Origin of the sequence: Pseudooceanicola antarcticus (assembly GCF_900215355.1) — a bacterium.
GTDB lineage: Bacteria > Pseudomonadota > Alphaproteobacteria > Rhodobacterales > Rhodobacteraceae > Pseudooceanicola > Pseudooceanicola antarcticus.
In genome coordinates, this window is record NZ_OBEA01000003.1 from 301,784 (window position 1) to 314,666 (window position 12,883).

Sequence of the window (12,883 nt, forward strand, 5' to 3'; positions counted from 1 at the left end):
TGGCTCCGCTTGCTCCTGTGGATGCAAGCTCAACGCACGGTGGGCCGATCAGGTTTCACGCGATCTTCCGCGACGCAGGGCGCCGGTGAAATCCGTCAGCCGGAAAGCGCCGATCAGCTGGCCGCTGGCGAAGTAGAGAACCGAGCCCAGGGCGATGAGCAGGGCCAGCGCCGGGTAGCGGATGTAATCGGCCGAGAGCCAGGGCGCGAGCAGCAGCCGCGCCGGCCAGAGCCCGGCCCCCATGATCAGCGAGGCGGCAAGGATGCGCGGCGCGCGGCGGCGGAACCGGGGGTCGAAACGGGCGACCTCTCCCATGTGGCCGGCGCCGAAATGCAGCGCGGCCAGCATGACCCAGCCGGCCAGCGTGGTGGCCAGCGCGCAGGCGATCCAGCCGATGAACGGCGCCAGCCCGATGGCGATCACCGCATTGGCGACCATGGCCAGCAGGGCGTAGTTGAAGGGCCGCCGGGTGTCCTCTCGGGCGAAGTAGAGCGGTTGCAGCACCTTCTGCAGCACGAAGGCGGGCAGGCCGGCGCCGTAGACGGCAACCGCCAGGGCGATGGCGGCGCTGTCCTCGGGGCGGGCCGCGCCGCGCTCGAAGAGCACCGAGACGATGGGCAGCGGAATGACCATCAGCGCCACCGCGCAGGGCAGGGTGAGCGCCAGCGCCAGCTCGCCCGCGCGCGACAGCGCATTGCGCGAGCCCGCGGTGTCCTCGGCCTTCAGGCGGCGCGAGAGGTCGGGCAGCAGCACGATGCCGATGGCGATGCCCACCACGCCGAGGGGCAGCTGGTAGAGCCGGTCGGCGGTGAAGAGCCACCCCACGGCGCGGTCGAAGTAGCTGGCCACCTGCTGACCCACCAGCAGGTTGACCTGCACCACGCCCCCCGCAAGGGCGGCGGGGATCGCAACGCGGATGAGGCGCTTCAGGTCCGGGGTCAGCCGCGGCCGCACCGGGCGGACCTGGAAGCCCGCAAGGCTCGCCGCGCGCCAGAGCAGCGCCAGCTGCGCCACGCCGGCCACAGGCACCGCCCAGATCAGCGCATAGCCCAGGTCCAGCCCGAGGGGCCGTGCCAGAAGCATGGTGCCCACGAGCAGCACGTTCAGCAGTACCGGCGCGGCAGCCGCGGCGGCGAAGCGCCCGGCGGCGTTCAGCACGCCCGAGAGCAGCGCGGCAAGCGATATGAACAGGATGTAGGGGAAGGCGATGCGGCCGAAGATCACCGCCAGCGGGTATTGCTCATCCCCCGCGAAGCCCGAGGCAAGGGCGAGGATCAGCCAGGGCATGGCCAGTTGTGCCAGCAGGGTCAGCAGGATCAGCACCGTGGCGAGACCCGCGAAGGCCTCGTTCATGAAACGCTGCGGATCGTCCCTGGCTTCGAGCTTCTTCGAGAAGATCGGCACGAAGGCCATGTTGAAGGCCCCCTCGGCGAAGAAGCGGCGGAACATGTTGGGCAGCCGGAAGGCGACGATGAAGGCCTCGTAGACCGGGCCGGTGCCGAGGGCGGCGAGCAGGATGATGTCCCGCGCCAGCCCCAGCACCCGGCTGAGCATCGTCCAGAGGCCCACGGTGAAGACACCCGAGACCAGTCTGATGGGATTCACGCGCGCGCCCTTTCCTGGCCTGCGGCAATGGCCTCTCGCAGTTTCGCCTCGAGCGAGCGCTGCTTCGATTCCGAGAAGAGCTTCAGACCGAACATGTCCTTGACGTAGAAGGTGTCCACCACCTGTTCGCCATAGGTGGCAATCACCGCCGAGCTGATCTGCACGTTGGCCGCCGCCAGCGTCCGGGTCAGGTCATGCAGCAGCCCCGCGCGGTCGCGGGTGTCGACCTCGATGATCGTGTAGATCTCGGAGCCCTCGTTGTCGAAGGCCACCGAGGTCGAGACCTTGAAGGCGCGTTCGCGCTTCTTGATGCGGTCGCGGTCCTGCATGGCGTCGCGGGTCACCAGCTCGCCGCGCAGGATCTTGTGGATCATCTGCGTCAGCCGCGGCAGGCGCGAGGCCTCGTAGGGTGCGCCATCGGCATCCTGTACCCAGAAGGCCGCCGTGGCGTAGCCGTCGACGGTGGTATAGGTGCGGGCATCCACGACATTGGCGCCGACCAGGGCCAGCGCCCCCGAGAGGCGGGCGAAGATGCCCGGATGGTCAGCCATGGCAAAGAGCGCCCGCGTGGCGTCGTGATCCTCGTCGGCCTTCAGGTCGATGCGGATCTCGTCCACCGGCAGCCCGCCGCGCAGCATCTCGGCGAAGGCCTCCTGCGTCGAGACATGCAGGCCCTGCCAATAGGGCGGGTAATGGCGCGCCAGCTCGCGGTCGATGTCCTCCTGGCTCCAGCCCGAGAGCTTCTCGGCCAGCATGCGCTGCGCCTCCTGCCCGCGATGGGTGCGGTTGAGCTCTTCCAGCCCGGTCTCCAGCGCCTTGCGGGTCTGGTGGTAGAGGGTGCGCAGAAGCTGCGCCTTCCAGTTGTTCCAGGTGCCGGGGCCGACGCCGCGGATGTCGCAGACGGTGAGCACGGTCAGCAGGTCCAGCCGGTCGCGGCTTCGCACGGCCTTGGCGAAGTCGCGCACGGTGCGCGGGTCGGCGATGTCGCGTTTCTGCGCCATGTCCGACATCAGCAGGTGATAGCGCACCAGCCATTCGACGGTATCGCATTCCTCGGGCGTCAGGCCCAGGCGCGGCGCCACCTTGCGGGCGATCTTGGCCCCCAACACCGCGTGTTCCTCTTCCCGGCCCTTGCCGATGTCATGCAGCAGCAGCGCCACGTAGAGCACCCGGCGGTTGACCCCCTCGGCGAGGATGGTCGAGGCCACAGGCAGCTCTTCCTGCAGGTCGCCATGTTCGATGGCGGCCAGGTTCGAGATGCATTGGATGGTGTGCTCGTCCACCGTGTAGTGGTGGTACATGTTGAACTGCATCATCGCCACGATGGGCTCGAACTCGGGGATGAAGGCGGCCAGCAGGCCCAGCTCGTTCATCCGGCGCAGGGCGCGTTCGGGGTTGCCGTGCTTGAGCAGCGTGCCCAGGAAGATCTTTGCCGCCTCGGGGTCCTCGCGCATCGAATCGTCGATCTTGTCGAGGTTGGCATGGACCATGCGCATGGCGTCGGGGTGCAGCAGCATGCCGGTGCGCAGGCCCTCGTCGAAGACGCGCAGCATGTTCAGCTTGTCCTTCAGGAAGCTGTCCTCGTCCGCCACGGCCAGGCGGCCATGCACCACCTCGTAGGGGGCGCCGATCTTCGGCTTGCGGCGGAAGACGCGCTCGAGCATGGCGTCGCCCTTGACGTTCTCGGCCTCGAGCTGGGTCAGGAAGATGCGGGTCAGCTCGCCGACGGCATTGGCCTGCCGGAAGTAGGCCTGCATGAAATGCTCGACCCCGCGGCGGCCGCCCCGGTCGCGGTATCCCATGCGTTCGGCCACCTGGACCTGCATGTCGAAGGTCAGCTGATCCTGCGGGCGGCCCGCCAGCAGGTGCAGGTGGCAGCGCACGGCCCAGAGGAAATCCTCGGCCTTCTGGAAGGTCTGGTATTCCTCGCGGGTAAAGAGCCCCAGGCGCACGAGGTCGCCCACCGACTGCACGCCATGGACGTATTTGCCGATCCAGTAGAGCGATTGCAGGTCCCTGAGACCGCCCTTGCCTTCTTTCACGTTGGGTTCGACCACATAGCGCTGGCCACCCTGCTTCTGGTGCCGGTTGTAGCGCTCTTCCAGCTTGGCCTCGATGAAGTCCTTCTCGGTGCCCTTGAAGAGGTCGGACCAGAGCTTGGTGTTCAGCTCGTCCACCAGCGGCGCATCCCCGGCCAGGAAGCGGGTCTCCATCAGCGCGGTGCGGATGGTGTAATCCTCGGCCCCCAGCTTGAGGCACTCGCGGATGGTGCGGCTGGAATGGCCGACCTTCAGGTGCAGGTCCCAGAGCAGGTAGAGCATCGCCTCGATCAGCGCTTCCAGCCCGGCAGAGATGCTCTTGCGGGTGAGGAACAGCAGATCCACGTCCGAGAAGGTGGCCATCTCGCCCCGTCCGTAGCCGCCGACGGCGCAGATGGCGAAGTCACCGAGGTCCGAGACCTGGTCGGCGGGCAGCGTCGCGCGGGCCTGGTCAAGCACCTCGCGCAGGATGCAATCGGTCAGCCAGGTATAGGCGCGGGTGGTCTTGCGGGCGGCGAAGGGCTCGGCCGCGAGACCCTCGGCGATGACCTCGGCGCCGGCATTGCGGGCCTCGTTCAGCCGCGCCACGATGGCCTTGCGGGCCTCGGCCGGATCAGGCGTGACGCGCCGGATCTCCTCAAGCTCGCGGGCGAGGGCGTGGGGGTCCAGAATGTCCTTTGCCGGACGAATGAGATCGTCCGGCAGGGTCAGGTTCTTGTCCATGAGGCATCCATTCGGGTGCTGCGTCCCGTCACCGCCCCGGAAGGGCGGTGACGGAGAGGGGGGCGGGGTCGGTCAGAAACCGGCCCCGGAGAAGCTGCGCGGTGCCGGGGCGATGACCACGACCTGCTGGTCCTGGATCGTCGCCACCGCAAGGCCGCGCTCATTGGTGCCATCGGGCAGCAGGCGGAAGACGCCGCCGACGCCCTGGAAGCCCGAGCCCTGGGTCAAGCCCGAGGTGGAGAGCGCATCGCTGCGGCCCTGCCGGACCAGCGCGCCGATGGCGGCAATGCCGTCGAAGGCCAGCCCGCCGATGGGGTGGGGGGCTGCGCCATAGGCTGCGGTGTAGCGGGCGTTGAACTGGGCGGTCAGGCCGGGATCGGGCAGGGCGAACCAGCCGCCCTGGACACCGGGCAGGGCCAGCGTCTGCGGCGGGATATCCCAGCGGGTCAGGCCGATGTACTGGATCTTGTCCGCGCCCAGCCCGTTCTCGGGCAGCATCTGGGTGAAGAGCGGCAGGGCCCCGGCGGTATTGGCGGTGAGGAAGATCGCATCGGCGCCCCCGGCCTCGGCCCCGCCACCGGCGGCGTCGCGCACGGCCGGCAGGGCGTTCAGAACGCCCTGTTGCGAGAACTCGTAGGGGACGGTGCCGACGATCGAGGCGCCGTTGCGCAGGGCGGCGGTTTGCACCGCGCTGGCCCCGGCCTGGCCCTCGGGGGTCTGGCCATGCACCAGCACGATGTTGTTCTTGCCCTGGGTGACCGCATAGCGGGTCAGCCGGTCGGCGGTGTTCTGGAAGGTCGGGCCCAGGATGAAGACGTTGCCGCCCGCGATCTCGGGGTTGTTCGAGAAGGCCAGCACGTTGACCCCGCGCGAGGCGGCGACGCGGCCTGCGGCATTGGCATTGGCGGCATAGACCGGGCCGAGGATCACCTTGGCGCCGTCGCTGATCGCCTGGGAGGTCACCCCGGCGGTCACTTCCGCGCTACCCTGGGTGTCATAGACCCGCAGGTCGATCTGCACGCCGTTCAGCTCGGAGGCGGCGAGACGGGCGGCGTTTTCCAGGCTGGCGGCGAGGATCGCATCGCCGGACTTGCCCGAGCCCTTGGGCACCAGAAGGGCCACCGGCACGGGCTTCGAGGTGTTGATGCTGGGGCCGGTGCCGCCAAGCGAGACCGGCTGGCAGGCGCTGGCCAGCGCCAGCGCGGGCAGGGTCAGCACCAGGGCGCGGCGGCTGCGGCGCAGGGGGCGTGGGTGAGCTTTGGAATTGGGGGCCTGGTCCCGGCTGGTCAGTGCCTTGCGGGCGGCGCTCAAAAGAGCGAACATGGGGATCTCCTCGGGTCCGTCGGCCCCGACCGGCCCCTGGGGGCCGTCCGCGGCGTGAAAGTCTTATGCCGAAATAATAAAGCTATCGTTCAGAGGGTCCAGCGATGAATGCCGAAACCGCAAAACTGGCGGCGGGTCTCTACCTCGTGGCCGTTCCCATCGGCTCGGCGCGGGACATCACCCTGCGGGCGCTCGATATCCTGGCCTCGGCCGATATGCTGGCGGCAGAGGACACGCGTTCGCTCCGGCGGCTGATGGATATCCACGGGATCGCTCTCGGCGACCGGCCGCTGCTGGCCTACCACGATCACTCGGGTCAGAAGATCCGCGCCCGGCTAATGGAGGCGGTGGCAGCGGGCAAATCGGTGGCCTATGCCTCCGAGGCGGGGACGCCGCTGATCGCAGATCCGGGCTACGACCTGGCAAGGCAGATGCGCGACGAGGGGCTCGAGATCACCTCGGCCCCCGGCCCCTCGGCAGTAATCACCGCGCTGTCGATCGCCGGGCTGCCGACGGATCGCTTCCTCTTCGCCGGCTTCCTGCCCTCGGCCGCAGGGGCGCGGAAAAGCGCCCTGATGGACCTGCGCGACACCCGCGCCACGCTGGTCTTCTACGAATCTCCCAACCGCATCGCCACCATGCTGGGCGACGCCGCCGAGGTGCTGGGGCCCGAACGCCAGGGCGCGCTCTGCCGCGAACTGACCAAGCGCTTCGAGGAAGTGCGGCGCGGCACGCTGTCGGAACTGGCCGCGGGCTGCGAGACCGATCCGCCGCGGGGCGAGATCGTGCTGCTGGTGGATCGCGGGGATTCCGAGAATGTTAGCGAATCTGATCTAGAAACCTCCCTGAGCGCTGCACTGGAACGGCTGTCGGTGCGGGATGCGGCGGATGAAGTCGCGGCCCGTTTCGATCTGCCCAGACGCAAGGTCTACCAGATGGCGCTGAAGCTGAACAAAGGCTGAAAGGGGCGCCGATGGCCGATATCCTGGAATTCCGCAATCCGCGGGTGGACCGTGGCCAGCGCGCCTACCTGACCGGCCTTTGTGGCGAAGACGCCGTTATCCGGCACTATGAAGATCTTGGGGCGGAACTGCTCTGCCAGCGCTGGCGCGGCGCGGGGGCCGAGATCGACCTGATCTTCCGCGAGGGTAGGATGCTGGTCTTCGTCGAGGTGAAGACGGGCCGGACCTTTGATGGCGCCGCTCAGCGCATCGGCTGGTCGCAATTGCACCGCATCATGCGCGCCGCCGAAGCCTATGCGGGCAGCCACGCGCTGGATCCGGCCGGTTTCCTGCCTGAAATGCGCATCGACGTGGGGCTGGTCGACGGGCAGGGCATGGTGCAGATCCTCGAAAACGTGAGCATGGCCGCCTGAGCAGCCATTGCAGAGCGCGCCGGGATGGGTCATCACCTAGCGGTGATATCAGCCGGAGGCCTGCCCAGATGAAAATCGCGTTCCAGATGGACCCCATCGGTTCTGTCGACATCAATGCCGACAGCTCGTTCCGTCTTGCCGAAGAGGCACAGGCGCGGGGCCATGAGCTGTTCTACTACCCGCCCGAGAATCTCTCCTTCCAGGAAGGCCGGATCATGGCGCGGGGCCATCGGATGCAGATCCAGCGTGTGGTGGGCAATCCGGCGGTGCTGGGCCCCGAGGAAGAGGTGGACCTGGCCGATTTCGACGTCGTCTGGCTGCGCCAGGACCCGCCCTTCGACATGTTCTACATCACCACGACCCATCTGCTGGAGCGCATTCATCCCAAGACGCTGGTGGTGAACGATCCCTTCTGGGTGCGCAATTCGCCCGAGAAGCTCCTGGTGCTGAACTTCCCGCAGCTGACCCCGCCCACCACCGTGGCCCGCGACCTGGCCACCATCCGGGCCTTCAAGGAAAAGCACGGCGATATCATCCTGAAGCCGCTCTATGGCAACGGCGGGGCCGGGGTCTTCCGGCTGACGCCCGATGACCGCAACCTCTCGTCCCTGCATGAGCTCTTCACCGGTTTCTCGCGCGAGCCGCTGATCGTGCAGAAGTACCTGCCCGCCGTGACCAAGGGCGACAAGCGGGTGATCCTGGTGGATGGCGAGCCCGTCGGCGCGATCAACCGTGTGCCCGCCGCCGGCGAGACCCGCTCCAACATGCATGTGGGCGGCCGTCCCGAGAAGATCGGCCTTTCCGAGCGTGACCTCGAGATCTGCGCCGCCATCGGTCCCGTGCTGAAGGAAAAGGGCCAGGTCTTCGTCGGTATCGACGTGATCGGGGACTGGCTGACCGAGATCAACGTGACTTCGCCGACCGGCATCCAGGAGCTGGAGCGCTTCGACGGCGTCAATATCGCCGAGAAGATCTGGCAGGCAATCGAGGCCAAGCGCGCCTAACCGGCGAGGCCGGGTACGCGATAGGCCAGGGCTTCGGCGATATGGGGGCGGCGAATGGCGTCGCTGCCCTCGAGGTCTGCAATGGTGCGGGCCACCCGCAGCACCCGGTGATAGCCCCGTGCCGAGAGGCCGAATCGCTCTGCCGCGCGCAGCAACAGCTCGCGCCCCTCGTCATCCGGGGCGGCGAAACGGTCCAGCGCCGGACCGGTCAGATCGGCGTTAAGCAGCTTTTCCCCCATCTCCGCATGGCGCGCGGCCTGCCTGGCGCGGGCCTTTGTGACCCGCGCGCGGACCACCTCGGAACTGTCGCCCGAGGGGGGCAGGTCCAGCTCATAAAGCGGCATCTCCGGCACCTCGAAGCGCAGGTCGAAGCGGTCCATCAGCGGCCCCGAGACCTTGCCCATGTATTTCTCTGAACATTTAGGCGCCTGGGAGCAGGCGCGGTCGGGATTGGCCAGGAAGCCGCAGCGGCAGGGATTGGCCGCCCCCACCAGAAGCACCCGGCAGGGGTAGCGCACATGGGCCGCCGCGCGCGAGACGGTGACCTCTCCGGTCTCCATAGGCTGGCGCAGGGTGTCGAGCACCGCAGGCGCGAACTCGGGCATCTCGTCGAGAAACAGCACCCCGTTGTGGGCCAGGGAGATCTCGCCCGGCTGGGCCCCGCGCCCGCCGCCGATGATCGCCGCAGTGGATGCCGTGTGGTGCGGCTCGATGAAGGGCGGGGCCGCGCTGATCGTCCCGTTGAGCAGCCCAGCAAGGGAATGCACGATGGAGGTCTCCAGCGCTTCGCGCGGGTCGAGGTCCGGCAGCAGGCCGGGCAAGCGCTTGGCCAGCATGGATTTTCCGGCGCCAGGCGGGCCGATCATCAGCAGGTGGTGGCGCCCTGCGGCAGCGATCTCAAGCGCGCGCTTGGCTTTCTCCTGCCCGCGCACGTCGCGCATATCCGGGGTTTCGCGCTGGCGGGTGACGGCGCCCGCCTCGGCCTCGGGCAGCGGGGCCTCTCCGGTCAGGTGGCGCACCAGCGCGCTCAGCGAAGGGGCGCCGGTGACACGGGTCGCCGCGCTCCAGGCCGCCTCGCCGGCGGAACTGGCGGCGCAAAGCAGCCCCCGGTCCTCTGCGGCGGCGGCCATGGCGGCAGGCAGGACGCCGGGCACGGGAATGATCGAGCCGTCCAGCGAAAGCTCGCCAAGCGAGCAGTAATCCTCGGCCACCTCGGCGGGCAGCACGTTCAGCGCCGTCAGGATCGCCAGCGCGATCGGCAGGTCATAGTGGCTGCCCGCCTTGGGCATGTCGGCGGGCGAGAGGTTGATCGTGATCCGCTGGGTCGGCAGGGCGATGCGCATGGCGGTCAGCGCCGAGCGCACCCGCTCGCGCGCTTCCGAGACCGCCTTGTCGGGCAGCCCGACGATGGAAAACCCCGGCACACCGGGCGAGAGCGCGCATTGCACCTCGACCGGGGCGGCTTCGGCGCCGTGGAAGGCTACGGTATAGGTCCTTTTGACCATGTGATCCCCCGTGGTTCACACATGGTTAAGAGGCGAGGCCTTAGCGCTTGGTTAATGCCCGTCGGTCAATGCGCAGCCGAGAGCAGCGCCATCGTCGCGGGCCAGGCCCCGGCATCATTGACCGACTTGTCGCGGCAGGTCGGGTTGCAATAGCCGATGATCCGGCCGTCGATCTCGGCCAAATCGGTGACGGGCTTGCCGGAATAGGGGCAGGTCTGGTTGATCGAAGCGCCTTCGCTGACCGCGCGGGCAGGCAGGGGCGTGGGCCCGGGCCAGCTGCCGCGGGGCAGGTCCATGGCGTAGGGATCATGGGCGAAGGTCTCGGTCAGGGCCAGGGCGCGCCAGCGGCGGAAGGCGGGGTGGGCGAGCATGGCCTGCGCATAGGCAGCGAGGCGGGGAGAGACAGGCAGGCCGTAGCCCGCGATCCGGGCCGCGACCGGGGCGTAGAAGCAGTCGGCAAGCGACCAGGTGCCCATGATCCAGGGCCCCTCGGCACTGCGTTGCGTCTCGGCGTAGGCAAAGAGCTGGTCGAGCCGGGCGAGGTCGGCCAGCACCGCCTCGGAGGGCTCGAACCCCTGGTACTGACAGAGCAGCTGCATCGGGCAGGCGCCGCGCAGGGCGGTGAAGCCGGCGTGCATCTCAGAGACCAGCCAGCGCGCGGCGATCCGGGCACCGGGGTCGGCGGGCCAGAGGCCGGCCTCGGGGAAGTACTCGGCCAGATGTTCGGCCATGGCGAGGGTCTCGCCCAGCACATGGCCTTCGGGGGTGCGCAGCACCGGCACCAGGCGAGCGGGGGCCAGCCCGTGGCCTTCCAGCTGGGCCTGCAGGTTGCCGCCGTAGAGGTCGACCATCTGGCTCTTGACCGGCAGGCCGAAAGTCTCGAACATCAGCCAGCCGCGCAGCGACCAGCTGGAATAGGTTCGGGCGGCAATGAATAGCTCGTGGGGCATGTGGATCTCCGCTGTTGTGACGGCAGGATAGCCTGAGCTTTATATCACGAAAAATGATTATTTGAGCGTATTTGCATCACGGATTGTGATTGATCGGCGTGACCGAGATCCCCGAGGGCGCCTGCTGGACAAGGGTCACAGAGAGCGGCTCGATCTTCTGGGACAGGACCTCACGCGGGGGGCAGCCGCGATGGCGGGCGATCTGGCCCAGGATGACGGCGAAGTGACAGACCACGATCAGGTCACCGCCCGCCGCCATGAGCCGATCCAGCGCGGCAGAGCAGCGGGCCTCCATCTGGTGCCAGCTTTCCCCGCCGGGCGGGCGGGTGGCGCCGGGGTCGGTCCAGAAATCGCGGGAAAGTTCGGGGTCGCGGGCCTCGACCTCATTGGCGCTCAGCCCCTCCCAATCGCCGAAATGCAGCTCTCTCAGCTCCGGCTCGTCGGGCAGGCGCACCCGGTCGGGGGTGGCCAGCGCATCGGCGGTGGTGCGGGTACGGGTAAGGTCGGACGAGACCAGCCGCGCCTTGGCGGGAAGCCAGTCCGACAGCCGGGCGATCCGGGCCCGGTCCGAGAGATCGGCGGGCAGGTCGGTCCAGCCGATGAGCGCCTTGGCATGGGTGGGCCCGTGGCGGACCAGGAAGAGGCGGCTCACGTCCTGCCCTCCAGAAGGTGGGCACCCTTCAGCACATTGGGCAGACCGGCCACCACCTGCACCACGCAATCGGCCTGCCGGGCCAGCGCGATGTTCAGCCGTCCCTGAGCCTCGCGGAACTGCCGCGACAGCGCATCGCCGGGCACGATGCCCTGGCCGACCTCGTTGCTGACCGTCACCAGCGGCGCGGGATGAGAGGCGATATCGGCCAGCAGCCGCGCCTCGGCCCGCGCCATGTCGCTGCCTGCGAAGAGATGGTTGCTGAGCCACATGGTTGCGCAGTCAAAGAGCACCGGCAGAGATCCGCCAAGCGCTGCGCCAATTTCAAGCGGTGCCTCGACGACCTGCCAGCCTGCACCGCGCCTGTCCCGGTGGATCTGAATTTTCGCTTCCATTTCAGCGTCATGCGCCTGGCCGCTGGCGATATATAGCCGCTCGGCCCCGAATCCGCAGACCAGTTCTTCGGCGAATTCCGACTTTCCCGAGGCCGCTCCGCCCAGCACCAGGATCTTCTCTCGGGACATTTTTCCCCCTGCAAATGGAACCAATTCGCCCTACCGCGCGTATATCCCCCAATAGCGACAAGTCAAAGCATGGCCGGACCGAGGAGCGAGCTCCTTAGCTTTCAGGGTGACGGGGCCGCCATGCAACAGGCAGCAGGGGATCACAATGGCGCAGACCGAACAGACCACCAGCACGCTCTCGCGGACCGCGATGAAGGCCGAGCTTCTCGATGCCGAAACCGAGCTGAAGCTGGCCTATGCATGGCGCGACGAACGCGACACGGCGGCGTTGCACCGGCTGGTGACGGCCTACATGCGCCTGGCGATCTCCATGGCCTCGAAATACCGCCGCTACGGCGCACCGGTGAACGAGCTGATCCAGGAAGCGGGCCTCGGCCTGATGAAGGCTGCCGACAAGTTCGACCCCGACCGCGGGGTGCGCTTCTCGACCTATGCGGTGTGGTGGATCAAGGCGTCGATCCAGGAATACGTGATGCGCAACTGGTCCATGGTGCGCACCGGCTCGACCTCGTCCCAGAAGTCGCTCTTCTTCAACATGCGCCGCGTTCAGGCACGGCTTGAGCGCGAGGCCATGGCCCAGGGTGTCGAGCTGGACGGCCATCAGCTGCGCCAGCTCATCGCCACCGAGGTCGGCGTGCCGCTGCGCGATGTCGAGATGATGGAGGGCCGGCTCTCGGGTTCCGATTTCTCGCTCAACGCCACGCAGAGCAGCGATGAAGAGGGGCGCGAGTGGATTGAAACTCTGGTGGACAATGGCGCCGGCACCGAAGAGATCGTGGCCGACAGCCATGACCGTTCCGCGCTGCGCCGCTGGCTGGCCGGCGCCATGGCCGAGCTCAACGACCGCGAGCGTCTGATCGTCGCCGAGCGCAAGCTGCGCGACACGCCGCGGACGCTTGAAAGCCTGGGCCGCGAGCTGGGCCTGTCGAAAGAGCGCGTGCGCCAGCTCGAGGCCGCGGCTTTCAGCAAGATGCGCCGCAAGCTGGACGGCGAGACCGCCGAAGCCCGCGCGCTGCTGCACTGAAGCCAAACGCGATACCTGCATGAGAAGCGGGGCAGGCCAGCGGGCCTTGCCCCGTTTTCACATGTGCGGATGCGGTCGTGGCGGCGCAGCTTGTGCCCGCCGCGCCCGCGTTCTACCCTGCCCGCAAGGGCCGCGCTGCGGCCAGGGTTTGTAGCCGCG

The 12,883-nt window shown here is 68.1% G+C and carries 11 protein-coding genes; 4 read left to right on the forward strand and 7 right to left on the reverse strand.

From position 1 onward, the window contains the following. Positions 1 to 48 precede the first annotated feature (48 nt). The 3 genes from murJ to CRO50_RS09410 all read right to left on the reverse strand — a co-directional run bounded on the left by murJ (position 49) and on the right by CRO50_RS09410 (position 5,690). Complete coding sequence (murJ, locus tag CRO50_RS09400) at positions 49 to 1,605, reverse strand: murein biosynthesis integral membrane protein MurJ (protein ID WP_097145646.1); 1,557 nt, start codon at positions 1,603 to 1,605, stop codon at positions 49 to 51. After that, a complete protein-coding gene (locus CRO50_RS09405; protein ID WP_097145647.1) occupies positions 1,602 to 4,367 on the reverse strand; it encodes a [protein-PII] uridylyltransferase in 2,766 nt (921 codons plus the stop codon). Before CRO50_RS09405 ends, murJ begins: the two co-directional genes overlap by 4 nt. A 72-nt stretch (positions 4,368 to 4,439) precedes the next feature. Beyond that, positions 4,440 to 5,690, reverse strand: a complete 1,251-nt coding sequence (locus tag CRO50_RS09410) for a penicillin-binding protein activator (protein ID WP_097145648.1) — start codon at positions 5,688 to 5,690, stop codon at positions 4,440 to 4,442. Positions 5,691 to 5,794: 104 nt separating this feature from the next. Here CRO50_RS09410 and rsmI point away from each other — a divergent pair, with 104 nt between their 5' ends. The 3 genes from rsmI (at position 5,795) to gshB (ending at position 8,069) form a co-directional block, all read left to right on the forward strand. Beyond that, the gene (rsmI, locus tag CRO50_RS09415; RefSeq protein WP_097145649.1) at positions 5,795 to 6,652 is read left to right on the forward strand and encodes a 16S rRNA (cytidine(1402)-2'-O)-methyltransferase; all 858 of its coding nucleotides are present in this window, start codon (positions 5,795 to 5,797) and stop codon (positions 6,650 to 6,652) included. 11 nt (positions 6,653 to 6,663) lie between these two features. Next, positions 6,664 to 7,065: a YraN family protein gene (locus tag CRO50_RS09420; RefSeq protein WP_097145650.1), complete on the forward strand. Its 402-nt coding sequence runs from the start codon at positions 6,664 to 6,666 to the stop codon at positions 7,063 to 7,065. Positions 7,066 to 7,133: 68 nt separating this feature from the next. Then, a complete protein-coding gene (gene gshB, locus CRO50_RS09425; protein WP_097145651.1) occupies positions 7,134 to 8,069 on the forward strand; it encodes a glutathione synthase in 936 nt (311 codons plus the stop codon). Here the strand turns inward: gshB and CRO50_RS09430 are convergent. From CRO50_RS09430 to CRO50_RS09445, 4 genes are all read right to left on the reverse strand, one after another. Next, the gene (locus tag CRO50_RS09430) at positions 8,066 to 9,574 is read right to left on the reverse strand and encodes a YifB family Mg chelatase-like AAA ATPase (protein WP_097145652.1); all 1,509 of its coding nucleotides are present in this window, start codon (positions 9,572 to 9,574) and stop codon (positions 8,066 to 8,068) included. The genes gshB and CRO50_RS09430 overlap by 4 nt on opposite strands. A 65-nt stretch (positions 9,575 to 9,639) precedes the next feature. Next, positions 9,640 to 10,524 carry a glutathione S-transferase gene (locus CRO50_RS09435; protein ID WP_097145653.1) on the reverse strand — a complete coding sequence of 295 codons (885 nt, stop codon included), beginning with the start codon at positions 10,522 to 10,524 and terminating at the stop codon, positions 9,640 to 9,642. Between the two features lie 76 nt (positions 10,525 to 10,600). After that, entirely contained in the window at positions 10,601 to 11,176 is a 576-nt protein-coding gene (locus CRO50_RS09440; RefSeq protein WP_097145654.1) for a histidine phosphatase family protein, read from the reverse strand. Next, positions 11,173 to 11,700, reverse strand: a complete 528-nt coding sequence (locus CRO50_RS09445) for a bifunctional adenosylcobinamide kinase/adenosylcobinamide-phosphate guanylyltransferase (protein WP_097145655.1) — start codon at positions 11,698 to 11,700, stop codon at positions 11,173 to 11,175. The genes CRO50_RS09440 and CRO50_RS09445 overlap by 4 nt, the downstream gene beginning before the upstream one ends. A gap of 145 nt (positions 11,701 to 11,845) precedes the next feature. Between CRO50_RS09445 and CRO50_RS09450 the strand changes: the two genes are divergently transcribed. Then, a complete protein-coding gene (locus CRO50_RS09450; RefSeq protein WP_097145656.1) occupies positions 11,846 to 12,724 on the forward strand; it encodes an RNA polymerase factor sigma-32 in 879 nt (292 codons plus the stop codon). Positions 12,725 to 12,883 lie beyond the last annotated feature (159 nt).

Bases quoted from the DNA above. Each gene is read 5' to 3' on its own strand.
- CRO50_RS09405 (WP_097145647.1), bottom strand. From the start codon at position 4,367: ATGGACAAGAACCTGACCCTGCCGGACGATCTCATTCGTCCGGCAAAG.
- CRO50_RS09410 (WP_097145648.1), bottom strand. From the start codon at position 5,690: ATGTTCGCTCTTTTGAGCGCCGCCCGCAAGGCACTGACCAGCCGGGAC.
- rsmI (WP_097145649.1), top strand. From the start codon at position 5,795: ATGAATGCCGAAACCGCAAAACTGGCGGCGGGTCTCTACCTCGTGGCC.
- CRO50_RS09420 (WP_097145650.1), top strand. From the start codon at position 6,664: ATGGCCGATATCCTGGAATTCCGCAATCCGCGGGTGGACCGTGGCCAG.
- gshB (WP_097145651.1), top strand. From the start codon at position 7,134: ATGAAAATCGCGTTCCAGATGGACCCCATCGGTTCTGTCGACATCAAT.
- CRO50_RS09430 (WP_097145652.1), bottom strand. From the start codon at position 9,574: ATGGTCAAAAGGACCTATACCGTAGCCTTCCACGGCGCCGAAGCCGCC.
- CRO50_RS09435 (WP_097145653.1), bottom strand. From the start codon at position 10,524: ATGCCCCACGAGCTATTCATTGCCGCCCGAACCTATTCCAGCTGGTCG.
- CRO50_RS09445 (WP_097145655.1), bottom strand. From the start codon at position 11,700: ATGTCCCGAGAGAAGATCCTGGTGCTGGGCGGAGCGGCCTCGGGAAAG.
- CRO50_RS09450 (WP_097145656.1), top strand. From the start codon at position 11,846: ATGGCGCAGACCGAACAGACCACCAGCACGCTCTCGCGGACCGCGATG.